Annotated in this window: 21 protein-coding genes; all 21 read right to left on the bottom strand. The window is 62.1% G+C overall.

Features of this window, described 5'->3' with window-relative positions:
* Positions 1-56: 56 nt before the first annotated feature.
* The 21 genes from QTL56_RS06570 to mraZ all read right to left on the bottom strand — a co-directional run bounded on the left by QTL56_RS06570 (position 57) and on the right by mraZ (position 25,853).
* Positions 57-869: an endonuclease/exonuclease/phosphatase family protein gene (locus tag QTL56_RS06570; protein WP_229576884.1), complete on the bottom strand. Its 813-nt coding sequence runs from the start codon at positions 867-869 to the stop codon at positions 57-59.
* A gap of 75 nt (positions 870-944) precedes the next feature.
* The gene (gene cls / locus QTL56_RS06575) at positions 945-2,393 is read right to left on the bottom strand and encodes a cardiolipin synthase (protein ID WP_245136571.1); all 1,449 of its coding nucleotides are present in this window, start codon (positions 2,391-2,393) and stop codon (positions 945-947) included.
* 58 nt (positions 2,394-2,451) lie between these two features.
* Positions 2,452-4,125 carry a DNA repair protein RecN gene (gene recN / locus QTL56_RS06580; protein ID WP_245136570.1) on the bottom strand — a complete coding sequence of 558 codons (1,674 nt, stop codon included), beginning with the start codon at positions 4,123-4,125 and terminating at the stop codon, positions 2,452-2,454.
* 33 nt (positions 4,126-4,158) lie between these two features.
* A complete protein-coding gene (locus tag QTL56_RS06585) occupies positions 4,159-4,965 on the bottom strand; it encodes an outer membrane protein assembly factor BamD (protein WP_370660351.1) in 807 nt (268 codons plus the stop codon).
* A 282-nt stretch (positions 4,966-5,247) separates the two neighbouring features.
* On the bottom strand, positions 5,248-6,204 hold the full coding sequence (gene lpxC / locus QTL56_RS06590) for a UDP-3-O-acyl-N-acetylglucosamine deacetylase (RefSeq protein WP_245136569.1): 957 nt from the start codon (positions 6,202-6,204) through the stop codon (positions 5,248-5,250).
* Positions 6,205-6,463: 259 nt separating this feature from the next.
* Complete coding sequence (gene ftsZ, locus QTL56_RS06595; RefSeq protein ID WP_245136568.1) at positions 6,464-8,209, bottom strand: cell division protein FtsZ; 1,746 nt, start codon at positions 8,207-8,209, stop codon at positions 6,464-6,466.
* Positions 8,210-8,304: 95 nt separating this feature from the next.
* Complete coding sequence (gene ftsA, locus QTL56_RS06600; protein WP_245136567.1) at positions 8,305-9,636, bottom strand: cell division protein FtsA; 1,332 nt, start codon at positions 9,634-9,636, stop codon at positions 8,305-8,307.
* A complete protein-coding gene (locus tag QTL56_RS06605; RefSeq protein WP_370660331.1) occupies positions 9,633-10,565 on the bottom strand; it encodes a cell division protein FtsQ/DivIB in 933 nt (310 codons plus the stop codon). The genes ftsA and QTL56_RS06605 overlap by 4 nt, the downstream gene beginning before the upstream one ends.
* Positions 10,553-11,479: a D-alanine--D-alanine ligase gene (locus QTL56_RS06610; RefSeq protein WP_229576820.1), complete on the bottom strand. Its 927-nt coding sequence runs from the start codon at positions 11,477-11,479 to the stop codon at positions 10,553-10,555. The genes QTL56_RS06605 and QTL56_RS06610 overlap by 13 nt, the downstream gene beginning before the upstream one ends.
* A gap of 601 nt (positions 11,480-12,080) precedes the next feature.
* Complete coding sequence (gene murB, locus QTL56_RS06615) at positions 12,081-13,055, bottom strand: UDP-N-acetylmuramate dehydrogenase (protein WP_245136565.1); 975 nt, start codon at positions 13,053-13,055, stop codon at positions 12,081-12,083.
* Positions 13,056-14,468 (bottom strand): UDP-N-acetylmuramate--L-alanine ligase, encoded by a 1,413-nt coding sequence (gene murC, locus QTL56_RS06620; RefSeq protein WP_229576822.1) that lies wholly within the window; start codon positions 14,466-14,468, stop codon positions 13,056-13,058.
* The gene (murG, locus tag QTL56_RS06625) at positions 14,465-15,586 is read right to left on the bottom strand and encodes an undecaprenyldiphospho-muramoylpentapeptide beta-N-acetylglucosaminyltransferase (protein ID WP_245136564.1); all 1,122 of its coding nucleotides are present in this window, start codon (positions 15,584-15,586) and stop codon (positions 14,465-14,467) included. Before murG ends, murC begins: the two co-directional genes overlap by 4 nt.
* A 6-nt stretch (positions 15,587-15,592) precedes the next feature.
* Positions 15,593-16,747: a putative lipid II flippase FtsW gene (gene ftsW / locus QTL56_RS06630; protein WP_229576823.1), complete on the bottom strand. Its 1,155-nt coding sequence runs from the start codon at positions 16,745-16,747 to the stop codon at positions 15,593-15,595.
* Between the two features lies 1 nt (position 16,748).
* Positions 16,749-18,158, bottom strand: a complete 1,410-nt coding sequence (gene murD / locus QTL56_RS06635; protein WP_245136563.1) for a UDP-N-acetylmuramoyl-L-alanine--D-glutamate ligase — start codon at positions 18,156-18,158, stop codon at positions 16,749-16,751.
* A gap of 7 nt (positions 18,159-18,165) precedes the next feature.
* The gene (gene mraY, locus QTL56_RS06640; protein ID WP_245136562.1) at positions 18,166-19,266 is read right to left on the bottom strand and encodes a phospho-N-acetylmuramoyl-pentapeptide-transferase; all 1,101 of its coding nucleotides are present in this window, start codon (positions 19,264-19,266) and stop codon (positions 18,166-18,168) included.
* 24 nt (positions 19,267-19,290) lie between these two features.
* Positions 19,291-20,724 carry a UDP-N-acetylmuramoylalanyl-D-glutamyl-2,6-diaminopimelate--D-alanyl-D-alanine ligase gene (locus QTL56_RS06645; RefSeq protein ID WP_245136561.1) on the bottom strand — a complete coding sequence of 478 codons (1,434 nt, stop codon included), beginning with the start codon at positions 20,722-20,724 and terminating at the stop codon, positions 19,291-19,293.
* Entirely contained in the window at positions 20,721-22,175 is a 1,455-nt protein-coding gene (locus QTL56_RS06650) for a UDP-N-acetylmuramoyl-L-alanyl-D-glutamate--2,6-diaminopimelate ligase (RefSeq protein ID WP_245136560.1), read from the bottom strand. Before QTL56_RS06650 ends, QTL56_RS06645 begins: the two co-directional genes overlap by 4 nt.
* 59 nt (positions 22,176-22,234) lie before the next feature.
* On the bottom strand, positions 22,235-23,983 hold the full coding sequence (locus QTL56_RS06655; RefSeq protein ID WP_245136559.1) for a peptidoglycan D,D-transpeptidase FtsI family protein: 1,749 nt from the start codon (positions 23,981-23,983) through the stop codon (positions 22,235-22,237).
* On the bottom strand, positions 23,983-24,369 hold the full coding sequence (gene ftsL, locus QTL56_RS06660) for a cell division protein FtsL (protein WP_245136558.1): 387 nt from the start codon (positions 24,367-24,369) through the stop codon (positions 23,983-23,985). The genes QTL56_RS06655 and ftsL overlap by 1 nt, the downstream gene beginning before the upstream one ends.
* 3 nt (positions 24,370-24,372) lie before the next feature.
* Positions 24,373-25,398, bottom strand: a complete 1,026-nt coding sequence (rsmH, locus tag QTL56_RS06665) for a 16S rRNA (cytosine(1402)-N(4))-methyltransferase RsmH (RefSeq protein WP_245136557.1) — start codon at positions 25,396-25,398, stop codon at positions 24,373-24,375.
* Positions 25,399-25,415: 17 nt separating this feature from the next.
* Positions 25,416-25,853, bottom strand: coding sequence for a division/cell wall cluster transcriptional repressor MraZ (gene mraZ / locus QTL56_RS06670; RefSeq protein ID WP_136542797.1), 438 nt, complete (start codon positions 25,851-25,853; stop codon positions 25,416-25,418).
* Positions 25,854-26,042: the final 189 nt, after the last annotated feature.

Below are 26,042 nucleotides of genomic sequence, written 5' to 3' on the forward strand. Positions count from 1 at the left end.
TCCGGAATTCTCCCGTCGGGTTTAGCGGAAAATCGGCGAATGAAAAGGCCCGGTCCTCAGTCCTCCACCTTGGCGAGATCAAGACGCGCGGTCAGCGGCAGGTGGTCTGAGGCAACGCGGGCAAGCGGCGTGTCATGCACCGTGAGATCGGCGATCAACCCGGCCCTGTTGGCCATGATCCGGTCGAGCGACAGGACCGGAAGCCCTGCCGGGAAGCTTGGGATCGGTGTCGGTAGCGGTCCGAAGATGGGCTCGAGCCGGGTCAGAGCCGAGCCCGGCCCCAGCCGCCACTCATTGAAGTCGCCCATCAAAAGCGTCGGCCGCTCGTCACGGCTCTGCAGGAGGTCGAGAATGACGTCGGCCTGCTGGCGCCGGGCCCAGCGCAGGAGGCCCAGATGCGCGGCGATGACGCGAAGCCCTGACCTGCTTTCGAGATCGATCTCCGCGACCAGCGCGCCGCGCGGCTCCAGCCCCGGCAGGGCGACCTGGTGCACGTCGCGCACGATGCCCTCGCGAAACAGAAGTACATTGCCGCGCCAGCCATGCGACTTCGGACCGGAGATGACGGGAACCGGCAGCAAGCCGGTCTCGAGCCTGAGCCGGTTGAGGTCGAGCAGACCGGACCGCTCGCCGAAACGCTGATCCGCCTCCTGGAGTGCGATCACGTCGGGGCCAATTTCGCGAATGACGTCGATGATCCGCTCAGGATCGAAGCGCCCATCTGTTCCAACGCATTTGTGCACGTTGTAGGAGGCGACCGTCATCCCTCCCTCGGTCACCCCGTATACGGCACCCTCGCCGGGCCGCGATTTGCGATTGCGCAGCGAGGTCACCATCGTGCGTGCGAGGCTGGGCTTAATCTTCTTCATCACACCAGATGCATCCGTCGTCTTTTGAGGCGCCGACCGTTCCGGCCCTGACGGCCACGAATGGTGGTTCGTTTGTCAAAGATAGGGCGAACCAAGCCAGAAGAAACGGTCAATCAATCGGTTCGGCAAGGAACGAGCCCTCAGGCTTTCGAGGGTCACCTGCTCCGCCGTCGCCAGTCTCTCGTCGATCCCGTCCTCGATCTGCTCGGCCAGGCGCCGGTCATAGACTTCGAGATCGATCTCGAAATTGAGCCTGAGCGAACGCGAATCGAGGTTGGACGATCCGACGAAACACCATTGCCGGTCGACGACCATGAGCTTCGAATGATCGAAGGTGCCGCTCGACAGATGAACGCTGCAGCCTTCCTGCAGGATCTGGTCGAACTGTCCCATCATTGCACGGGCCACGATGGCGAGATTGTTCTGCGAAGGCACGATCACATCAACCTTCACCCCACGCCGCGCCGCCGTATTCAGCGCCGCGATGAAGGTCGTATCAGGCAGGAAATACGGCGAGACGATCCGGATCGACCGCTCGGCGACGGAGAAGGCGCCGAGCAGGAGCCGGTGATTCGTCTCGAAATGGGCGTCCGGCCCCGACACCACGGCCCGGATCGCGGTCCCCGTCCCGGATACCGCATCGTCGAGGCGCACTCGCCACTCCGGCCCCAGCAGGACCTCGCCCGTCTCGAAATGCCAGTCCTCCGCCGCAACCGCGAGGATGTCGGCGACGACGGGACCGGTCACCCTGAAATGCGTATCACGCGCACCATCAGGCCCGGCAAAGCCGGCGCGAATGTTCATGCCGCCGACAAAGGCCGTTGCACCGTCCACCACCATGATTTTCCGGTGGGTGCGCAGATTGGCGTAAGGGAGCCGGAGCCCCATGATCACCTGACCGTTGAAGACCGCCACGGGAACGCCGCCCTGCTCCAGATAGCCGATGATGCTGGGTACGCTGTAACGGGCGCCGACGGCATCGACGAGCACGCGCACCGCCACGCCGCGCTTGTGCGCGGCGATCAGGCAGTCGGCCACGCGCCGACCGGCGACATCTCGATCGAAGATATAGGTTTCGAGGATGATGCTCTGTTCAGCGGCCTCGATCGCTTGGCACATGCCGTCAAACGTCTCTTCACCGGTGGTGAGCATCGCAATGTGGTTGCCGGACGAAAGCGGACGAAGGGTCACCTTGTCCCCGAGCAGCTTCATCTGTCCGAACCGGTCGCCGAACTGCGCAGCCACCGTTTCACGGCTCACGCCATAAAGCGAAAGGCTGCGCGAGATATGGTCGAGTTCCAGGGCACGGCGAGAGATCAGGTTCGCACGACGGATACGGTTGATTCCCGCAATCGCATAGATCATTGCCCCCACAAGCGGCGAGAGAATGATCACCCCGACCCATCCGAGGGCAGAGCGAACCTCACGCTTGGTCATCGCCGCATGCGTCGCGGCGAGCGTGCCGAAGACCACGGAGAGCACGGCAAGGGTCTCGGCCCAGTAGATCTGGATCAGTTCAAGCATGGCAGACCAGCGAAACAGGTTTTGGTGGAAATCGCAACCGACACTGGGCAGACGAGTATCACTCGCCAGCCGCGAGCAGTTTGGCCGCCGCCGCCCGCGCTTCGTCGGTCACAGAGGCACCCGCGAGCATGCGCGCGATCTCTTCCTTGCGATGGTCCGGCTCCATGATTGCCACCCGCGTCGCAATCTTGTCGCCTGCATCCCCGGTCGGGCCCTTGGAAATCAGGAAATGCGTCGAGGCGCGTGCGGCGACCTGCGGTGCATGGGTGACCGAAAGTACCTGCACCTTGGCGGAAAGTCGCTTCAATCGCTGGCCGATGGCATCGGCCACAGCACCACCCACACCGGTGTCGATCTCGTCGAAGACCAGTGTCGGCGCCGACCCGCGGTCCGCGAGCGCGACCTTGAGCGCCAGCAGGAAGCGCGAAAGCTCGCCCCCGGAGGCAACCTTCATGATCGGACCGGGGCGCGTGCCGGGATTGGTCTGCACATGGAATTCCACGGTATCGATGCCGTCCGCTGTCGCATTCTCGGGATCAGTCGCCACCTCGACCATGAAGCTTGCCCGCTCCAGCTTCAGCGCCGGAAGTTCCTGCATGACGGCATCAGCCAGCGACTGGGCCGCGTTCCGGCGCTTGGCGGACAACTGGTGCGCCAGATGGTCGTAATGCGCCCTGGTCTCGTGCACGGCGGCCTCCAGCTGGCCAAGACGCTCCTCGCCGGCATCGAGATCCGCCAGATCCGCCACCATTTTTTCAGCCATTGCCGGCAGATCGACAACGGCGACAGAATATTTGCGACCCGCGGCTCGGAGCGCGAAGAGACGCTCCTCGACCCGTTCGAGTTCGCGGGGATCGAACTCGGTGCGGCGCAGCGCCGCCTCCACTTCCATCTGGGCGGCAGAAAGCGTGTCCAGAGCGGCGCCGAGCAATTGCACTGTCTCTTCGAGCAGTCCCGGAGCCTCATGGCTCTTGCGCTCGAGCCGGCGCATCAGCGAGGCGATATGCGGCACGGGGGACGCATTGCCGTTCAGGAATTCCGATGCTTCGGCGATGTCGCCCGCGATGCGCTCCGACTTCTGCATGGCAGAGCGCCGATCGGCGAGGTCGTCCTCTTCGCCATCGAGCGGCGACAGCGTCTCAAGCTCCTCGACCGAGGCGCGCAGATAGTCTGCCTCGCGCGCGGCGGCTTCTACCTTCGCCTTGTGAGTCTTGAAGCTGCGCTCGGCATCGCGCCAACGGCGGTAGCTCTCGCCAAGATCGACGGCCTCGTCGGTCAGCCCTGCAAAGGCGTCGAGCAGCATGCGATGTGCATTGGTGTCGATCAGGGCGCGGTCGTCGTGCTGACCGTGGATTTCGACCAGTACCTGACCGATCTGCCGCATGAGCTGCACGCTGACAGGCTGGTCGTTGATATAGGCGCGCGTACGGCCATCAGCGGACTGAACGCGCCGGAAGATCAGATCTCCGTCATCGTCGACCCCGTTGCCCTTGAGCAAGGTGCGTGCAGGGTGGCTGTTATCCACGTCGAAGACGGCAGTCACCTGCCCCTTGTCCTCTCCATGGCGCACGAGCGAGCCGTCGCCACGCCCGCCGAGCGCAAGCGAGAGACTGTCGAGAAGGATGGATTTGCCGGCACCCGTTTCGCCGGTCAGTACGGAAAGACCGGTTTCGAAGGCAAGGTCCAGCCGCTCGATCAGAACGATATCGCGGATCGACAGCTGGACCAGCATGGGCTCAGTTTCTCACTTCGTGACGGTGAACGGTCAGGCCCCGGTCAGCAGCCTGCGACCGGCGCGGGTGATCCACGACCCGGAATTCTCGCGCGGCTCGAGGCCACCCTTCTGCAGCAGCGCATAGCTGTCGGAATACCACTGACTGTCCGGATAATTGTGTCCGAGAACGGCTGCCGCTGCCTGCGCTTCCGACACGACGCCCATGGCGTAGTAGGACTCGACCAGACGCGCCAGAGCTTCCTCGATCTGATTCGTATTCGGATACTGCTCAACCACGACGCGGAATCGCGAAATCGCAGCAAGATATTCCTTGCGCTCCAGATAGTAGCGCCCGACCTGCATTTCCTTGCCGGCCAGCTGGTCGCGGGCGAAACGCATCTTCGCCTGCGCATCATCGACATATTCCGAGTCGGGGAATTCGTTGACGACCCGCTGCATGGCCTCGATGGTCTTCACCGAATTGCGCTGGTCCTGCGTGACGCTGGAGATCTGCTTCCAGTAGGAGAGACCGACGAGATACTGCGCGTAGGCAGCATCCTCGGACTTCGGATAGAGGTTCATGTAGCGGTTGCCGGTGGCGATCGCATCCGCATAGCGGCCGAGCCGGTATTTGGTGAAGGTGCTCATGACCAGCGACTTCTGCGACCACTCTGAGAACGGATGCTGCGCATCGACGGCGTCGAACTTGCGCGATGCTTCGCTCATATTGCCCGCCTTGATATTGGCGAGGCCCTGATTGTAGAGCACTTCCGGCGGTTCGGTCTCGGCAGCGAGCTTGCTGATGTCGATATCTGGGTCGCTCTGGCAGCCGGCCAGCACGGCCCCGACCGACATCATCACGCACAGGCCTGCAATACGCGCGGCTTTCTTCACAACGACCGATCCCACATGATTCATTCGAAATGATCCCGATTGCAGCGCCGCTTGAAAACCGTCGCCTTCAACTGGCGTTTCTAGCCACAAAAGCGGCACTAGGGCAACGCAGTGATGTGACTTTAACGCATTTTTGTGGCAGGGCGCCCAGAAAGTGCCGTTCGTTCAGTATCTTCCGTCGCCCAGCAAAAACGCCGGCCTCCGCGTGGAAGCCGGCGCGCAATCTTTCCATCGCCCGTTCCGAGGTCAGGCCGACCAGGGGGCAAATTCCGGCACCTGGACCGGAACGAATTCACGTGCGCGGACCTGATAGCTACGGCTCGGGGCCTCCACGACTTCATAGGCCGAGGGATCGCTGAGCAGCGCCTTCAGCGCATTGGCATTCATCTTGTGACCGCCACGATAGGAGCGGTAGCAACCGATGAACTGGGCGCCGGCCAGAGCCAGGTCGCCGACGGCATCCAGCGTCTTGTGACGGACGAACTCGTCCTTCTCGTAGCGCAACCCCTCGACATTGATGACAGTGTCGTCGTCCGAGATGACCACGGAGTTTTCCAGCGAGGAACCGAGCGCGAAACCGGCAGCCCAGAGGCGTTCGACATCGCGCATGAAACCGAATGTACGCGCCCGCGACAATTGGGTCTTGAAGGTCTCGGCGGTCAGGTCGCCTTCCCACTTCTGTCGGCCGATCAGCTTGCTGTCGAAATCGATCTCGACCTCGAAGCGAGTGCCGTCATAGGGGCGGAATTCCGACCAGGACGCACCCGACTCAATGCGCACCGGCTTGGTGACGCGAATGTAGCGGCGCTTCACGCCCAGATTGGTGATGCCGACCTGCTCGATCGCATCGATAAAGACTTCCGAACTGCCGTCCATGATCGGCATCTCCGCACCGTCGACTTCAACGATGACGTTGTCGAGGCCAAGCGCGTAGAGTGCGGCCATCACATGTTCGATGGTCGCAACAGAACGTGCCGGATTGGTGCCGAGCACTGTGCAGAGATCGGTATTGCCGACATGGGCTGAGACTGCGCGGTATTCGCTGGTCGAACCGTCGTCATGCTGGCGCTGAAACACGATACCGGTCCCGGCCTCGGCCGGCTGGAAGGTGATCGTCACGTCTCGTCCCGAATGGACCCCGATCCCCGTCAGCGTAAGCGGTGCTGCGATCGTGGTTTGAAATCCGAGCAAAGCAATTGCCATTCCGATAGCCTTAATATGAAGCGACGAGGCGGTGGATCTGAATTCTCGTCGTAAACTTGTGTCGAAGGGGCTCGAAGCCCTGTTCCGATCACATACATACGTGGCCCCGCCCTTCCAGCCAAATCACTCATTCTTTCGCTTTGTAACGAAGCCAGGCCATTGATTAAAATCAATAATTTCACACGCCGAAACAGATGGCAAAACGCAAGAAACCCGGGCCTTGGCGGCCCGGGTTTCGTTCACGAGTCGTTGTCCGAACTCAGCTCGTCTGGCGGCGCAGGAAGGCCGGGATCTCGAGCTGGTCATCTTCGCTGGTTGCCCGGGCGGGCGTTGCGCGGCCCTGGTCATCGAGCTGGCCACGACGCGGTGCGTAAAGGCTGGCTTCGGCCGAGAGCGGGCGGCGCTGCTGCGAGGGAGCAACAGGGGCCGAACCGGTCATGTCACCCATCACAGGCTCCTCGTCGGCCTGACGGCCAAGCGAGTTGGTGATGCGCTTCAGCAGACCCATCGGGCCGCGTTCGTCCTGGCCGGCGGGAGCCGCCGGCTGGGCGCGGTGATCGATTTCGGCGCGCAGCACGGGCGGGAAGTCCTCGACCTTGGGCATGCGGACCGGTTCGGGCGCCATGCGGGACTCGGCCGCAACAGGGGCCGGCGCGACAGGCGCCTGCATGACCGGCGCAGGCTGCGGCATCACCGGAGCTGGCTGGCTCATGACCGGGGCCGGAGCGGCCGGCTGGATCATCTGCGGGGCCGGAGCGGCTTCCGGAGCCGGCGAAGCGAACAGGCGGCTTGCCGGGCGGAAGTCCTGCGACGGAGCAGCCTGCGGCTGGTTCAGCGGCTGACGGGCGGCTGCGATTTCGAGTTCGCGTTCCATGGCTGCTTCAGCGGAACGGATGGTGTCTGCGACCGGATCCATGGTCGACTTGGGGGCCTGCGCCATTGCAGGCTGAAATGCGGCCGGTGCCGGAGCAACGGCCGCGGAGGAACGCATAGCAGGCTTTGCCAGCGGCGTGGCTTCGAAGCCCTTGGATGCAAGTGCCGCACGGTCGATGCCGGTAGCGACGACCGAGACGCGGATGATGCCTTCGAGTGCTTCGTCGAAGGTCGCGCCGAGGATGATGTTCGCATCCGGATCGACTTCTTCGCGGATACGGGTCGCTGCTTCATCGACTTCGAACAGGGTCAGGTCACGACCGCCGGTGATCGAGATCAGGAGGCCCTGGGCACCCTTCATCGAGGTTTCGTCGAGCAACGGGTTGGCGATTGCCGCTTCGGCAGCCTGCATGGCGCGGCCTTCGCCCGATGCTTCGCCGGTACCCATCATGGCGCGCCCCATCTCGCGCATCACGGAGCGAACGTCCGCGAAGTCAAGGTTGATCAGGCCTTCCTTGACCATGAGGTCCGTGATGCAGGCAACGCCGGAATAGAGCACCTGGTCGGCCATCGCGAAGGCATCAGCAAAGGTGGTGCGGTCGTTGGCGATGCGGAAGAGGTTCTGGTTCGGAATGACGATCAGGGTGTCGACCGACTTCTGCAATTCCTCGATGCCGGATTCGGCAAGCCGCATGCGGCGAGCGCCTTCGAAGTGGAACGGCTTCGTGACGACGCCGACGGTCAGGATGCCCTTGTTGCGGGCGGCCTGGGCGACGACCGGAGCTGCACCGGTACCGGTACCACCACCCATGCCGGCGGTGACGAAGCACATGTGGGTACCGTTGAGATGGTCGATGATCTCGTCGATGCACTCCTCAGCGGCCGCGCGACCGACTTCCGGCTGCGAGCCGGCGCCGAGACCCTCGGTGACATTCACGCCGAGCTGGATGATACGCTCGGCCTTGGTCATGGTCAGCGCCTGGGCATCCGTATTGGCAACGACGAAATCGACGCCCTGCAGACCAGCGGTGATCATGTTATTGACGGCATTGCCGCCGCCGCCACCGACACCGAAAACGGTGATGCGGGGCTTCAGCTCAGTGATATCTGGCTTCTGCAGCTTGATGGTCATGGTACCCGTTCCTTCTTTTTCCGGCCGCATCGCCAAGCCGGCCATGTCATTTCAACAGATTTCCCTTGGCCGAACCTTGTGGTCGGAGGGTGAACTCAAAAACTCTCTTTCAGCCACTGACCCATGCGGGCGAACCGGCTGTTTCCGTTGCCGAAGGGCGAGAAGAGCCCGCCCTGTCCGGCATGTGTTTCCTGATCCGCCATCTGCGGATAGATCGTCAGGCCGACGGCCGTCGAGAAGGCCGGTCCCTTGGCCGCGGCCGGCAGACCCGACACGCCCATCGGACGACCGATACGCACGTTCCGGGCCAGAATACGGCGGGCCGCCTCCGGCATCCCTGTCAGCTGGCACGCACCACCCGTCAGAACCACGCGCTTTCCGACGACAGGCGAGAAGCCGGACCTCTGGATCCGGTCGCGCAGCATTTCGAGGGTCTCCTCGATGCGCGCGCTGATGATCCGGGTCAGAAGCGCCTTCGACACCTGGGTCGGCTGGTCGCGATCGTCTTCGCCGATTGGCGGGACGGACACGACTTCGCGATCGTCGGCGCCGTTGGCGACAGCCGAACCGTGAACGACCTTCAGACGTTCTGCATCCTCGATACGGGTGGAAAGCCCGCGCGCCAGATCGGTCGTCACATGGTGACCGCCGATCCCGATGGCGTCCGTATGGATCAACTTGCCTTGAGCGAAGACAGAGATGGTGGTCATGCCACCGCCCATGTCGATCGCCGCGCAACCCAGCTCCACCTCGTCGTCGACCAGGGCCGCAAGGCCGCTGGCATAAGGCGTGGCAACCACGCCCTCGACGGTCAGATGGGCCCTGTTGATGCAGAGCTCCAGATTGCGGAGCGCAGCGCGTTCGGCCGTGACCACGTGCATGTCGACGCCGAGAACATCGCCATACATTCCAAGGGGATCACGGATTCCCCTCTCTCCGTCAAGTGAAAAGCCGGTCGGGAGCGAATGCAGGACCGCACGATCGTTGCCCTGGGACTGCTGACCGGCAGCAATGAGCACCTTGCGCAGGTCGCCCGCTTCCACTTCCTGACCACCGAGATCGATGGAGGCCGTGTAGACGTCCGAACCGATACGGCCAGCAGATACGTTGACAATCAGGCTCTCCACCGTGAGGCCCGCCATGCGCTCAGCCGCATCGACGGCGAGGCGCACGACGTTTTCAACCGCATCGAGATCAGCGATCACGCCGGACTTGATGCCATGCGAACGCTGGTGCCCGAGGCCGATGACCTCGACATTGTGGGTGCGCCCCGGAAGAACTGCGGATTCGCGGCGCGGCGTGAGCCGGGCGATGATGCACACAACCTTGGTCGAGCCGATGTCGAGCACCGAAACGACATGTGCACGCTTCGAGGAGAGAGGCTTCGTGCGGGGGAGACCGAAGGAGGAGCCGCCAAAGATACTCATATCTTCTGCTCCAGTTTCTTGAGGACCTTGCTACGCTCTTCAAGAGCGGCCGTGCGGCGCTCCTGCGCCCCGGGCGTCAGGCGCACGGCAACACGATCAGGCAAGCGCAGATCGACGACGGCAATATCGCGCGAAAGAACCTGCTGCTCCTCGTCGAAACGGGTCAGCAGCGCGAGCGCGCCGGCGACATTCACCTCCGGCAAACGCACGATGACGCCATTGTCGAGATGGACATCCCACCGACGACCGCCGACACGAACGAAAGCCTTTACGCGCGATGCGATCGCCGGCCACTTGGAGAATTCCTCGTCGATGGCAGCAGCAGCCGTTTCGGCGTCACGACCGACGAAAAGCGGAAGCGAGGCAAACTTGTTGTCGCGCAGCGGCGCGATCACCGAACCCGAGCGCTCGATCAGGGAGAGGTCCGTGCCATGTTGCCAGATGCCAAAAGCCTGACGTTCACGCAGAACAACCTCGACCGTCGACGGATAAACCTTCCGCACATCAGCCGATTCAACCCAGGGCAGCTCGGCCAGCGCCCTGCGGGCGCTCGCAATGTCGAGACCGAGCAAGCTGGTCGATCCATCGAGACCGAGCAGCTGAAGGATGTCGATTTCCGACGTGTGCTGATTGCCGGAGACACTGATATCCTCGACGGCAAAACCGGCGGAAGCCGTGACGGATTGCATGACGACTGGACCATGGCCACCAACGACGACGCCATGCAGGCAGACAACACCGTAAAATGCACCAAGGCTCACCTTGCCGAGATGACGAGGCAGCGCAATCCGACCGGAAAACAGACTGATCACGAAACGAACGAGACGACGAAGCGGGCGCGGAAGCACCTTGGCCTCCGTCGAGGCACGCGGAGCAGCCGGATAGACCCGGGATGCATCAGCCAGTTTTTTGCCGCTCAACGAGAACAAGAGGCGTCCTCCACCATCCAACGTACGAATTCACCAAAGCCATAGCCCGCATGGGCAGCCATTTCCGGCAGCAACGAGGTGGGGGTCATGCCGGGCTGGTTGTTGAGTTCCAGCCAGATCAGATCACCATCCTCAGCGAAGCGGTCGTCGTAGCGGAAGTCGGACCGACTCACTCCGCGACACCCGAGCGCCTGATGTGCCTTCAGCGCCAATGATTGTATTTTTTGGTAAATTATCGGTGAAATTTGCGCAGGAAGTACGTGTTGCGAACCGCCCGCCGCATACTTGGAGTCATAATCGTAGAAGCTGTGCCCGAGCGGCACGATTTCGGTCACGCCGAGCACCTTGCCATCCATGACGCCGCAGGTGAGTTCGCGACCCGCCACATAGCGCTCGACCATGACGATGTCGCCGTAGCGCCACTCGCTGGAGGTCAGGATCTGCGGCGGATGAGCCATGTCTTCGCGCACGATGACAACACCGAAGCTGGAGCCCTCGCGGACCGGCTTCACCACGTAGGGCGGCTTCATCGGATGCTCATTGCCGATATCCAGGCGGTTCATCACAAGCGCTTCAGCAACCGGAATACCAGCCTGTGCGGCAACGATCTTCGCCTGCTTCTTGTCCATGGCGAGCGCCGATGCCAGCACACCGGAATGGGTATACGGGATTTCGAGATATTCGAGCACGCCCTGGATCGTACCATCCTCACCGAAGGGACCATGCAGCGCATTGAAGGCGACATCCGGCTTCAGATCTCCAAGGACACGACCGATGTCGCGACCGACATCGACCCGTGTGACACGGAACCCCTCGCCTTCGAGGGCATCAGCGCAGGCATTACCCGACGACAAGCTCACGGGCCGCTCGGAGGACAATCCACCCATCAAAACCGCGACATGCTCGCCACTCATTTACGCCTCGCAAATCCCTGAACCGGCCGATCATCGCGTCACCGCATCGGCTCTGTATGATCAGTTCAACTACATTAAGGTTAATGAACCGTTTACTTTCGTTAACCGGCACGACGGATCCAGCGCGGCCGAAGCTCCCACACGACTTTAGAACTTGTTTATAAACAATTGGATTTACGAAGGTAAATTCAGGAACGAGACGTCCGCACCTCCCGACCTGAGGCACACACCTCCGCGTGTCCATGCGCCGGACAGGAGGTATCGAACAGCGCTTCGACGGGCTGTTTCGCATGCACGATTCGATTCCGCCCGCTCGATTTTGCGAGCTGAAGGGCGCGATCCACACCCGGCCGAACGCGCAAGGCAGAAGCCCGAGCGCAATAAGGATCAGAGTCCGAGGATGTTGGGCAGATGGGCGGAGATGGCTGTTCTGGCCGCCGTGAAGGCTGATCTGATCACAACCGCGCGTGACACACGAAAATCGCACCAGGCGTCAACCTGACCGATCATCCGCAGGCCGGCCAGATTGAACACGAAACTCCCCGCAAGCGCGGGGAGCCAAGATCAGCAAGGTTCAAACTCGTCGGGTCATAGGAGAGGTTTATACGGCAACGACGCCCATGAACGCCTTGACCTCGCGGCCCGGCATGAAGATGCCGAGACGCTTGATTTCCCATTCGAGCTTGACACCGGAGGTCTCGAAAACCCGCTGGCGCACGGTCTCGCCAAGATATTCGAGATCGTAGCCCGTGGCATGACCGACATTGATCATGAAGTTGCAGTGTAGCGACGACATCTGCGCCCCGCCGATCATCAGACCACGGCAACCCGCCTCGTCGATCAGCTCCCAGGCTGAATGCCCTTCCGGATTCTTGAAGGTCGAACCGCCGGTCTTTTCCTTGACCGGTTGCACGGTCTCCCGGTGATGGCGAACCGCGTCCATATCGGCGCGGATCTTCGCCTTCTCCTCCGGATAGCCCTCGAAAAGCGCGCTGGTGAAGATGAGCCCCTCTGACGCTGCCGAATGGCGATAGGTGTAGCCCATGTCTGCATTTGACAGGACATGGACATTGCCCTTGCGGTCGACAGCTTCGACCTCGATCAGCCGACCCGCCGTGTCGCCACCATTCGCGCCGGCATTCATGCGGATTGCGCCGCCGATCGAGCCTGGAATGCCATAGTAGAAATGGAAGCCGCCGATATTGTTGTCCATCGCCATGGCAGCAATGTGCTTGTCCGGGCAGATCGCGCCCGCCCGGATACGGTTTTCGCCCGCAAGCTCCACCTGGCCGAAGCCCTTGGCGGACAGGCGGATCACCACACCGGGGATCCCGCCGTCACGCACGAGCAGGTTTGAACCGACGCCGACCACCGTCAGCGGCACCTCTTCCGGCAGAAGCTTGAGGAAGGCCGTCAGATCCTCGACATCATGCGGCTGGAACATGAGTTCGGCCAGGCCGCCGGCCTGGAACCATGTGACCCGATCCATCGGCGCGTCCGTCGTCAGCCGCCCCTTGAGATCGTTGACTTCAGGGCCGAGTGACGCCAGAAGCTTTTCCCCATCCACCTGTTTCATTTATGACTTTCCCGAAATCGCATCTAGTTCCGTCGGCAGGGCAGCCGCCCACTGCGTGATGTTGCCTGCCCCCAACAGGACCACAAAATCACCCGGTTGTGCAATGCCCGCGACGAGCGAGGACAATTGCTCGGGCGCGGCCAAGTAGCGCGCATCGCGATGACCACCGGACTTGATCCGCGATACCAGCGCCTCCGAATCGATCCCCTCGATCGGCTCTTCGCCCGCAGCATAGACCGGGGACAGGAAGATCGTATCGGCATCGTTGAAGCAATTGGCAAAGTCATCGAACAGGCTCGCAAGCCGGCTGAAGCGGTGCGGCTGGTGAACGGCGATGATGCGTCCCTGGCACGCTTCCCGTGCGGCTCTCAGTACAGCCTTGATCTCAACCGGATGGTGGCCGTAGTCGTCGAAGACCTGCACACCGTTCGAAGCGCCCGTCAGCGTGAAGCGACGCTTGACACCACCAAAACCGGCAAGCCCCTTGCGGATCGCCTCTTCCGGAATATCGAGGCGGTTCGCGACCGTGATTGCAGCACAGGCATTGGAAATGTTGTGCCGCCCCGGCATTGGCAGCACCAGGTCCTTGAAGGTGAACACCCGCCCGGTGCGGCGACGGCGGATCTCGACGTCGAAGATCGAGCGTATGCCATCCAGGCGCACATTGGAGTACCGCACGTCGGCCTGCGGATTCTCCCCATAGGTGATCACCTTGCGATCCTCAATGCGGCTGACGAGCGCCTGCACTTCCGGATGGTCGAGGCACATCACACCGAAGCCGTAGAACGGCACGTTTTCGACAAACTGGCGGAACGCCGCACGCGCATTGTCGAAAGTTCCGTAATGGTCGAGATGTTCCGGATCGATATTGGTGACGATCGCCACATCGGCCGGCAGCTTCAGGAAGGTACCGTCGGACTCGTCCGCCTCGACCACCATCCACTCACCCTCGCCCATGCGGGCATTCGTGCCGTAAGCGTTGATGATACCGCCATTGATGACCGTCGGGTCGCGCCCGCCGGCATCGAGAAGGGCCGCAACCATCGACGTGGTCGTCGTCTTGCCATGCGTGCCGCCCACCGCAATTGCATTGCGAAAGCGCATCAGTTCGGCAAGCATCTCGGCGCGACGGACGATCGGCAAAAGCTTCTCGCGCGCCGCAATCAGTTCCGGATTGTTCTTCTTGATCGCGGTCGAAACGACGACGACTTCGGACTCACCGAGATTTTCCGCCGTATGGCCGACAAAGACCTCGATACCCTTGGCCCGCAACCGCTGGACATTGGCACTCTCCGACTGATCGGAGCCTTGGACCTTGTGTCCGAGATTGTGCAGGACCTCTGCGATCCCGCTCATTCCGATGCCGCCGATCCCGATGAAATGGACCAGGCCGATGGATTTCGGCATTTTCATTGTGTGGCTCCCTTCGACTGGGCAATACCCTTGCCGGCGGCAATAGCCTCTACGAGCTCTGCGAGCAAGCCAGCCGCATCAGGCTTGCCCGTGCTTTTCGCAGCAGCCGCCATGGCGGCGAGCCGACCAGGCCCCTCCATCGCCTCCTTGAGAAGGCCTGCAATCCTGTCGGTGGAAAGCTCCGCCTGTGAAATAACCTGCGCTCCCCCTTGCGCCGCAAGTGCCGCAGCATTTGCGGCCTGATCGTGGTCGAGCGCATGAGGATAGGGCACGAGCAGGCTCGGCCGACCAATCACCGCAAGTTCCGAAACTGTCGATGCTCCAGAGCGGCAGATCACCAGATGGGCAGCTGCTAGCCGATTGGCCATATCGGTGAAGAATGGCGCAACATCGGCACGGATGCCGAGCGTCGCATAGCTGTCGATCACCTTTTGCCGGTCTTCGGGCCGCGCCTGCTGCGTCACCACGAGACGCGCACGCAAGTCATCGGACAGCAACCGGATAGCACCGGGGATGGCGTCGGAAAAGAACTGCGCACCCTGGCTTCCACCGAAGACGACGAGATTGAACGGCGCGCGCTCAACGGATGGAACATAGGGATGCGCTGCAGCCGCAATCATCTCCGGCCGCACCGGATTTCCGGTCAGCACCATCTTTGCCGAATGTTCGCCGCCGGGCGACAGGAAGCCACCGGCGATCGCTCTGACGCGAGAGGCGAGAAGCTTGTTGGCGCGGCCCATGACCGCGTTCTGTTCGTGCACGGCCGTGGGGACCCCGAGACCGGCTGCCGCAAACAGGGGCGGCACGGTCGGATAGCCCCCAAAGCCGATGACAGCCTTCGGCTTCAGTCGCGACACGAGGCTCCGGGCCTCGCGATATCCGCGCCAGAGTGACAGAAATGCCTTCAGAACGGCGACCGGGTTCCTGGAGGCGATTGTGGCCGAGGACACGGTATGAATTTCGTCTGCCGGAAAGCTCCCGGCATAACGTTCGGCGCGCCTGTCGGTCACCAGATGCACGCCGTAGCCACGGGACTTCAACTCGTGCGCCAGAGCCTCGGCCGGAAAGAGATGTCCGCCGGTGCCACCGGCGGCGAGCAGGACGATACCTTTGGTCATACGCATTTACTCCGCGGGTACACCGGCGACCGATCGGAACAGGCTGCGCTCCTGCGCACGCTTTTCCGGGCGTCGGCGGGTAAGCGCCAGGATGAAGCCGGCGGTAACGCAGATCGCGGTCATCGACGATCCGCCATAGGAAATCAGCGGCAGCGTCATGCCCTTGGCCGGCAGAAGCTCGAGATTGACGCCGATATTGATCATCGACTGCACACCGAGCAGCAGCACGAGACCGGAGACGGCGAGACGGTTGAAATCATTGCGCTCCTTGTAGGCGTGGCTCAGGCCCCGGAGCACCAGGAAGCCAAAAATCGCCACGAGCACCATGCAAAAGACGATGCCGAATTCTTCCGCTGCAACCGAGAAGATGAAGTCGGTATGGCTGTCGGGAATGATGCGCTTGACGATCCCTTCGCCCGGCCCCTGGCCGAACCAGTCGCCGCGAATGATCGCCTCGCGTGCCGTATCGACCTGGAAGGTATCACCCTCACCTGTCAAAAACCGGTCTATTCGCCCGGCAACATGCGGCAGCGTCATATAGGCCCCGAAAAATCCCGCTCCGCCGAGAACCCCGAGCACGACGATCCACAGCCAAGGCATGCCGGCCATGAAGAACATCGCACCCCAGACGCTGCCGATCAGGATGGTCTGGCCAAGGTCAGGCTGCGCAATCAGCAGTGCAGCCGCGATGCCGAAGAGCAGGATGGCAAAGAGATTGCCCGGGATCTCAGGCTGGCGCGCATGTTCCGCGAACAGCCAGGCGCAGATGACGACGAAAGCCGGCTTCATGAATTCGGACGGCTGGATCGACATTGACCCGATCGACAGCCAGCGCCGGCCACCCTTTACCTCAAGGCCGATGAAAAGAACCAGCACCATCATGATCAGCGAGGCAGCCAGGATCAGCATGGCCATGCGCCTGACCTGGCGAGGCGACAGGAAGGAGAGTCCGATCATCACGCCGAGAGCCGGCAACATGAAGAAGGCGTGGCGCTTGACGAAATGGAAACTGTCGAGATTGAGACGTTCGGCAACCGCCGGTGACGCTGCGAAGGAGAGCATGAGCCCGATCCCCATCAGGAGAACGAAGGTGATCAGGAACAGACGGTCGATCGTCCAGAACCAGTCAGCGACCGGCCCTCTCTCCACGCGGCTTACCATCTCATTTACCTCCTGTCGGCAGGTCGATCAGCATCGTCATTCCATCCAGGTTCGCGACTTCAGCCACGAATGCATCACCGCGGACTTCGAAATTCTTGTATTGGTCGAAGCTTGCGCAAGCCGGTGAGAGCATCACTGCGGAAGTTTCACCATCCCGATCGGCATCGTCTGCGGCATGCGCCACCGCACGCTCGAGGCGATCCGAAATCTCATAAGGCACACGGTCGCCGAGCTGCGCGGCAAAGGCAGAAGCAGCCTCGCCGATCAGATAGGCCTTTACGATGCGCGGAAAAAGTGGTGCGAGGCTTGCGATGCCGCCTTCCTTGGGCAGACCACCGGCAATCCAGTAGATCCGCTCATAGCTGGAAAGCGCAGGCGCTGCCGCCTCCGCATTGGTCGCCTTGCTGTCGTTGACAAAGACGACCTGGCGCCGTTGACCGACCGGCTGCATGCGATGTTTGAGCCCGGGGAAGCTCTGGAGGCCCTTGCGGATCTCGTCCTCGGACACACCAACCGCGAGGCAGGCCGCAATCGCCGCACAGGCATTCTGCGCGTTGTGGCTGCCGCGCAGCGTCTGGATGCCGTCGAGATCGACCACGAGCGAAGTCGCTCCCTGCTCTGCCCGCATGACGCGCGAGCCCTCGGCATAGAGCCCGTCGGCGAGCGGCTGCCGCTTCGAGATCCGGGTAACCTTTGTCCCGGCGCGCTCGACACGATCGCCGATCAGTTCGCAATGGCTGTCATCGGTGCCGACGATCGCGGTGCTGGCACCAGCGACGAGACGCTCCTTCACTTCGGCATAGTGCTGCATGGTGCCGTGGCGGTCGAGATGGTCGGGCGTCAGGTTGAGCAGGATGCCGGCGGTCGGATTGAGCGTCGGTGCAAGATCGATCTGGTAGGACGAGCATTCGACCACATAGAACCGCCCGTCCCTGGGCGGATCGAGCGTCAGTACGGCCCGGCCAATATTGCCACCGAGCTGCGTATCGCGACCACTTGCTTCGAGCATATGGGCAATCAGGGCCGTGGTGGTCGATTTGCCGTTTGTCCCGGTGATCGCGATGAACGGGCAATCCGGCGCATGGGCTCTCCGCTCCCGCACGAAGATCTCGACATCGCCGATGATCTCGACACCGGCATTGCGGGCAAAGCCAACCGTCCAGTGCGGCTTCGGATGGGTGAGCGGCACGCCGGGTGAGAGCACGAAGGATGCGACCGACGACCACTCGATCTCCCGCAAGTCCCTGGTCGGCACGCCATCGGCCTGCGCCCGCGCGACGCTGTCGGGATTGTCGTCCCAGGCAATCACAGTTGCGCCGCCAGCCTGAAGCGCCTTGGCCGTGGCGAGGCCGGATCCGCCGAGCCCGAACAGCGCAACGGTCTTCCCCTTGAAGGTGGTGGCCGCGATCATCGCCGCCTCACCGCAGCTTCAGGGTCGAAAGACCGAGCATGGCAAGCCCAACGGCAATGATCCAGAATCGGATGACGACCTGGCTTTCCGTCCAGCCCAGCTTTTCGAAATGGTGATGGATTGGCGCCATCAGGAAGACGCGCTTGCCGGTCATCTTGAAATAGCCGACCTGGATGATGACCGACAGCGTCTCCATGACGAAAAGACCGCCGATGATGGCCATGACGATCTCGTGCTTGGTGGCGACGGCGACGGAGCCGATCAGGCCACCTAGCGCCAGCGACCCGGTGTCGCCCATGAAGATTGCAGCCGGCGGCGCGTTGAACCAGAGGAAGCCGAGACCGGCCCCGATCACGGCGCCCAGCACCACGGCGAGCTCGCCCGTGCCCGGCGTGAAATTGATCTGCAGATAGTTGGAGAACACCGCATTGCCGGCGAGATAGGCGATCACGCCGAAGGAGGCCGCGGCGATCATCACTGGCACGATGGCGAGCCCGTCTAGGCCGTCCGTCAGGTTGACGGCATTGCCGGCCCCCACGATGACAAAGCCGCCGAACAGCACGAAGAAGATCCCGAGATCGATCAGGAAGTCCTTGAAGAAGGGAAAGGCGATCGAGGAGCCGAAGGTCGAGCCTTGAGGCCCGGAGCTCAAGGCCGTCGACATCATGAAATAGACGGCAATGCCCGCGATCAGGAATTCGATGCCCAGGCGCGCCTTGCCGGAGAAGCCCTTCTCCGTCTGCTTCGTCACCTTCAGATAGTCGTCGTAAAAACCGATCGCGCCGAAGCCGAGGGTGACCAGCAATGTCGCCACGACATAGACGTTGGACAAATCCGCCCACAGCAGCGATGACACGACGATGCCGGCCAGGATCATCAGACCGCCCATGGTCGGCGTTCCCGCCTTCTTGAAATGGGTCTGCGGTCCGTCAGCCCGGATCGGTTGCCCCTTGCCCTGACGCACCCGCAGCGATGCGATCATCGCCGGACCGAAGAGGAAGACCACCAGCGCCGAGGTGAAGAGAGCCGCCCCCGTCCGGAAGGTGATGTAACGGAAGAGATTGAAAAACTGCAGGTTGTCCGACAGTTCCACAAGCCAAATCAGCATTGGAGACCTTTCCCAAAGCCTGGATTAAAATTGGCGCTCCGTGTCGGGGAATGCCGGATGCTTGTCAAGCAGAGCCGAAACGATCTTGCCGAAACCGATGCCGAGAGAAGACTTGACCATCACGACATCGCCGGCGCGGACCTCTGCGGTGACGAAATTCGCGAGCTCCTCCGTGGTCTCGAGATAGACGACATGGACCGTTTCCGGCAGCGCGTCTCGCAGCGCCGCCATTTCCGGTCCGGCGAGCCAGACGTGTTCGATGCCGGCAGCGAGCAAGGGCCCGGCAAGTTCGGCATGAACGCTGGGGGCGAATTCGCCCATCTCCAGCATGTCGCCGAGGACCGCAACGCGCCGCCCCTCGCCTGTCGGCTGGGACGATGCAAGCACAGAGATCGCCGCCCGCATGGAGGCCGGGTTCGCATTGTAGCTGTCGTCGATGAGTGTCAGGACGCCTTCAGGCATCATGAGTTTGTGGCGCGCACCACGTCCCTTGACTGCCGTAAGGTTGGCAAGCGCCTCGATCGCCGCATCGACGTCGGCGCCGACAAGCGACACGGCCGCGAGAACCGCCATCGCGTTCTCGGCGAGATGCCGGCCGGGCGCACCGATCATCACTTCGCGCGTTTCGCCGCCGAATGAGACCCAGACGGTCGAAACCTCGGCCGCACCATCGAATTCAGCGAGGCGGAACTCGGCCTTTGCATGCTGTCCGAAGCTGTGGATGTTCTCGATGCCACGGGCGAGTGCCGCCTGTTCGAGGCGCTCGTAATAGGGATTGTCCCGGTTGAGGATCGCATCCCCGCCATTGACGACGCCCTCGAATATCTCGGCCTTGGCATCGGCGATCTCGTCGACGCTTGCGAAATTTCCGAGATGCGCCGGCGCAACCGTCGTGATGATGGCCACATCAGGCCGCACCATGCGCGACAGCGGCCCAATCTCACCGGGATGGTTCATGCCCAGTTCGAAAACGCCGTAGCGTGTGTCGATCGGCATTCGGGCCAGCGTCAGCGGCACGCCCCAATGGTTGTTGAACGAGGCGACCGAGGCATGCACCTTGCCCGAAGGCTCGAGCGTCAAACGCAGCATTTCCTTTGTCGTCGTCTTGCCGACGGACCCGGTGACCGCAATCACGGTCGCAGGCGTGCGATCGCGTGCTGCCATGCCGAGTTTCTGCAGGCCGACCAGCACATCCTCGACGACGATCATCGGGATCGTCAACCGGCCAAGAGCCGGGAGTTTGGCTTCGCTGACGACGAGCAGCGAGGCGCCGTTGGCAATCGCGATGCTGGCATAGTCATGGCCATCGACGCGGTCGCCCTTGATGGCGAAGAACGCTTCGCCAGACGTGATCGTCCGGCTGTCGATCGAAATGCCGGTAATGCCTTCCGGCAGATTTCCGAAAGGCCTGCCGCCCATGGCGACAACCATTTCACGCGCGGTCCAGAGCAGGGTCAACGGTCGAACTCCTCCAAGGCTTTGCGGACTTCGTGATGGTCTGAGAACGGCAAGGTCTGGGATCCAACCGTCTGCCCTTCCTCATGTCCCTTGCCGGCCACGATGAGCGTATCCCCGGCCGACATCATGGCGACGCCGGCGCGGATGGCCTGCGCCCGGTCCCCGATCTCGATTCCATCAGGCGTCGCCGCCATGATTTCCGAACGGATCGCAGCCGGTACTTCCGAGCGCGGATTGTCGTCGGTGACGATGGCGATATCGGCCAGGCGCGAGGCAATCTCACCCATGATCGGTCGCTTGCCCTTGTCGCGGTCGCCGCCACAGCCGAAGACGACGATGACACGGCCCGTGGTGAAGGGACGAACTGAGGTCAGCACGTTCTCCAACGCTTCCGGCTTGTGAGCATAATCGACATAGGCGAGCGCGCCAGCCTTGGTCTGGCCAACCAGTTCCAGGCGCCCTGAGGCCCCCTTCAGATGCTCCAGCGCCTTGAGCGCGACGGCAGGTGCGACGCCGGTCGAAATGGCGAGGCCGGCCGATACCAGCGCATTGGCGATCTGGAAATCACCGGCCAGCGGGATGTGAACTTCGAAGATCTCGCCGCCGTGATGGACCTCGGCCACCTGCTTGTGGCGGAAATGCTCGACGCGCTTGAGGCTCAGGAACGCCCCGCGGCGCCCGACCGTGCGCACATCGTGACCGGAGGCCTTCGCCACACGGATGGCCTCGTCGGACCAGGCGTCATCGGCAAAGATCACGGCCGGCGCACCCTTCGGCAGCAGCGTGTCGAACAGACGCATCTTGGCGGCCATGTAGTCTTCCATGGTCGCATGGTAGTCCATGTGGTCACGGCCGAGATTGGTAAAGCCGGCGGCCGACAGGACCACACCATCCAGGCGGCTCTGGTCGAGACCGTGGCTGGAGGCCTCCATCGCGGCATGCGTCACACCCTCGTCGGCAAGCTCACCGAGCAGCGTGTGCAGCGCCAGCGGATCGGGCGTGGTCAGAGAACCATAGTCGTTGCGTGTGGGAGAAATGACGCCGGTGGTGCCGATCTGTGCTGCGGCATGGCCGGCTTCGGCCCAGATCTGGCGTGTGAAGGAGGCGACAGACGTCTTGCCGGCGGTGCCTGTGACAGCGACCATGGTCTTCGGTTGATGTCCGACAAAACGGGCTGCAGCCAGCGCCAGGAAGCGGCGCGGATTGTCGACAGTCACGACGGGAACAGACGCATCGACAGGATGCGAGGCAATGATGGCAACAGCGCCCTTGTCGATCGCCTGGGCAACAAAGGCGGAACCATCGGCCTTGCTCCCGGAGAGAGCGAAGAAAACCGTGCCCGGTGCGACCTTGCGGCTATCGGCAGAGAGGCCCCGAACCTCGACGGAGAGAGCGCCGCCGGCTGCCACCTGATCCCCAAAATCCTCGCCAGCCAGTGCGCCCAAAAGCATTTGCAGTCCATCCTTCCGGGGGCAAGTTCCGCGAATCGCCCCTCCTGTCGTCGATCTGATCAATAAGAGACGAGCAATGCCGAGCCGTCTTCCCCGAATGTGGGTTCTACACCAAGAATTGCGGCGCTTCTGCGGATGATCTCCTTCATCATCGGTGCAGCCGTATAACCGGCCGTCGGCCCGCCATTGTCATCGCCCGACTGCGGCTCGTCTATGAAGGTCAGCACCGCATATTGCGGATTGGAAATCGGAAACGCGGCAATGAAGGCGTTGAAGTTCTTGTCGTCCGAATAGCGGCCATTGACGACTTTTTCTGCCGTACCGGTCTTGCCGCCGACATCGAAACCGTCGACGCGCGCGCGTCGCCCGGATCCTTTGGTGCCGTTCCATTCAAACAGGAAGCGCATGTCTTCACTGGTCTTTTCCTTGATGACGACCTGCGCGAGCGCGTCCGCCTCCTCCTTCGTGCGCGGCAGGAAGGTTGGCGGGATCAGCCGTCCGCCGTTGACCAGCGCCGACACCGCAACAGCCGTCTGCAAGGGCGTTGTCGACACGCCATGGCCGAACGAAATGGTCACCGAATTGATCTGCTTCCAAACGCGCGGCTGCGTTGGCGTAGCAACTTCTGGAAGCTCGGTCTCGATCTTGGACAGCAAGCCCATGCGTGTCAGGAATTCCTGATGCCCGGTAATCCCGACCGCTTCTGCCATTCGCGCCGTGCCGATGTTGGACGAATACTGGAATATCTCAGGCACTGTGAGGATCCGGTGCTTGCCGTGGAAATCCTTGATTGTGAAACCGCCAATGCGGATTGGATAGCGCGCATCGAAACTGTCGCTGAGCCTGACCTTTCCGGAATCGAGAGCCATGGCGGTCGTGAAGGCCTTGAAAGTCGAGCCCATCTCGAATGTCCCGTTGGACATCCGGTTCAGCCAGCCCTCCTGGGCCCCTTCCGTGGGTTTGTTCGGATCGAAGTCCGGCACGGAAGCCATGGCGATCACTTCCCCCGTATGCACGTCGAGAACGACGGCGCCGGCACCGATCGCTCCATATTTCTGGACACTTTGAACAAGCGTGTCGCGAAGGATGTTCTGAACACGAATGTCGATCGACAGGCGCACGGGCTCAAGCGGCGCGTCACTGGTCATGCCGAGCGCACGCAGGTCCGCCATGCCCTGATTGTCGATGTAGCGCTCCATCCCGGCCATGCCGCGATTGTCGATATTGACGAAACCGACGATATGCGAGGCGGTGGGGCCGCCCGGATAGAAGCGACGCTTTTCGGGACGGAAACCGATGCCGGGAATGCCCAGCGCCAGGATCTGGCTCTGCTGCTTCGGCGTCAACTGGCGGCGCAGCCACTGGAAGCGCGAATTGGACGAGAGCTTGCGATAGGTGTCCTTGGCATCGAGATCGTCGAGGACGGTCGAGAGACGCTCGACGGCTTCGTCCGTGTCCACGATCTTGTGCGGCTCTGCAAACAGCGAAACCGTCCGAATATCGGTGGCGAGAAGCTCGCCATTGCGATCGAGAATATCAGGACGCGACGCCATCAGGCGGTCCGCCGGGAGAATACTGGAAACCGTCTCAGGCTGCGCATGACCATACTGGATCAAACGTCCGCCGATGACGGCATAAGCGACGCAGAAGGTTGCGAACATGAGCCCAACGCGGGTTTTCGCCATTTCAGACTTGCGCTTGCCGGCACCCTTGAAGGATGCACTGTTCACCACCGCTCCGCCACGCTGCACATCCGTCGAGAAATGCGCCTGGCTCTTCAACAGCATGATTCGCGAGAGAAAGGTCATCAGCGGTCCACCGATCCTGTCGTGATGAGATCCTTGATGGGGTCGGAGGGCGCGCTGGCACTTAACGCACCCTCTTCGCCTTCCGGAACGGGAAGTTGGTCCTTCGGCATCGGCAATTCCATCGGCCGTGCGAGCTGTGTGGGCTCGGTCGGAACGAGCTGCAGCTCGGCGGCATAGGTCTGCACCAGACGCTCGAGCCGGTTTGGCTGGGTCAGCAATGCCTCGTCGGCCTTCAGCAGTTCGATCGTGTCGTTTTCCAGCTTGATCTCGGCTTCGAGGCGCCGCACCTCTGCCGCCTTGTTATCCGTGTCGTGCTTGATCTGGTAGGTCACCGTGGCGGCCGCCAGCATGGCGCCGACCATCAGGAAATCGAAGGGTCTCAGCATGGGTCAGCCTCCGATCTTTTCGAGAGTGGCAAGGTCAGGCAGATCGAAGATCGACATGTCGGCGCGCTCGGCGGGCGCCGAGCTTCGGATACCGGCACGCAGCTTTGCGGAACGAGCGCGCGGATTGATCTCGGCCTCTTCCTCGGTGGCTGCGACCATGCCCTTGCCGACCGGATCAAAGGTTGCCGGCCGCGCTTCGACCATCGGAAGATGGCGCGAACCTGACGCCTTCCCGGAACGCTCGGAGAAGAATTTCTTGACGATGCGATCCTCCAGCGAATGGAAGGTCACGACAACGAGGCGTCCGCCCGGCTTCAGCGCCCGCTCGGCAGCAAAGAGCGCCTGGGCAAGCTCGCCGAGCTCGTCATTCACATAGATACGCAGCGCCTGGAAGACGCGTGTCGCGGGATGGATCTTGTCCTTGGCCTTGCGCGGGTTGACCGTCTCGATGAGGTTGGCGAGATCGCGTGTCGTCTGGAACGGCTCGATTGCCCGTCGCTTTTCGATTGCCCGTGCGATTCGGCCGGAATGCTTCTCTTCGCCGAGAAAGCCGAAGATGCGAATGAGATCGGACACCTTTGCACGATTGACCACATCAGCAGCAGAAACGCCGGAAACCGCCATGCGCATGTCAAGCGGCCCGTTCCTCTGGAAAGAAAAGCCGCGCTCCGCCTCATCGATCTGCATCGAGGATACGCCGATGTCGAGCACGACACCATCGAGACCACCTTCCGGCGCGAAATCGGCAAGATTGGAGAATTCCGTGTGATGCAGCGTGAGCCGGCCACCGCTTGCTTCCACGAGCGCCTGCCCGCCGGAAATGGCGTTCGGATCCCGATCCAGCGCGATCACGTGAGCACCCTCGGAAAGGATCGCCGACGTATAGCCACCGGCGCCAAAGGTACCATCGAGGATGACCTTTCCAGCCTCGGGCTCGAGAGCCCTCAGGACTTCCGAGAGAAGAACCGGAATGTGGCGAGCCGGTCCGCCATCGGCTTCAGGAATACCTTCGCCAAGTGTCGCCGCCATTCCGTTTCCCCGTCCTTCTAGGTGCGCAGGCCTCGTTGCCTGACCACCTCTCTGGCTCTCGCCTGCGCCTCGTGAAACGCCTGCGGTTGCCACACCTGAAAATGATCCGAACGACCGACGAAACAGACCTCCGAGGAAATCCCCGTGAAATCCCGGATGAAATCCGTCACCGCCAATCGCCCCTCGGCATCGAGTCGCGTGAAGACGCCGCCACCATGAAGCAAGAGCGACATCTCGTTTGCCTCCAACGCGAAGGGATCCTCGGCAGCCACCTTCCGCTCGTACCGCTCGAGCAGATCCGGACCACCGATGTTGATTGCCGGATAGACGAAATCCTGGAGACAATAAAGCTCCTGAATTCCGCGCTGCACCAGCACGGCACGAAAGGCCGCAGGGACGGAAACCCGTCCCTTCGCATCGATCCTGTTTGTCGCATTGGACAGGAAGCGGCTCATCAATGAAAACCGACCTCCCCTTGAACGAGGGACCTGAGAACGGCCCTCGGAGACTCATGGATACACCAACCGCCAAACCCGCGAAGCGCCCGCCCGAACAACGGGACGGAACACCTGATTCACGGGACTTCGAGGATGAAACGATCCCCGTAACGGCATGCAATTGGGATACCATGGGACAATATGGGC

Origin of the sequence: Peteryoungia algae (genome assembly GCF_030369675.1) — a bacterium.
Classification (GTDB): Bacteria; Pseudomonadota; Alphaproteobacteria; order Rhizobiales; family Rhizobiaceae; genus Allorhizobium; species Allorhizobium algae.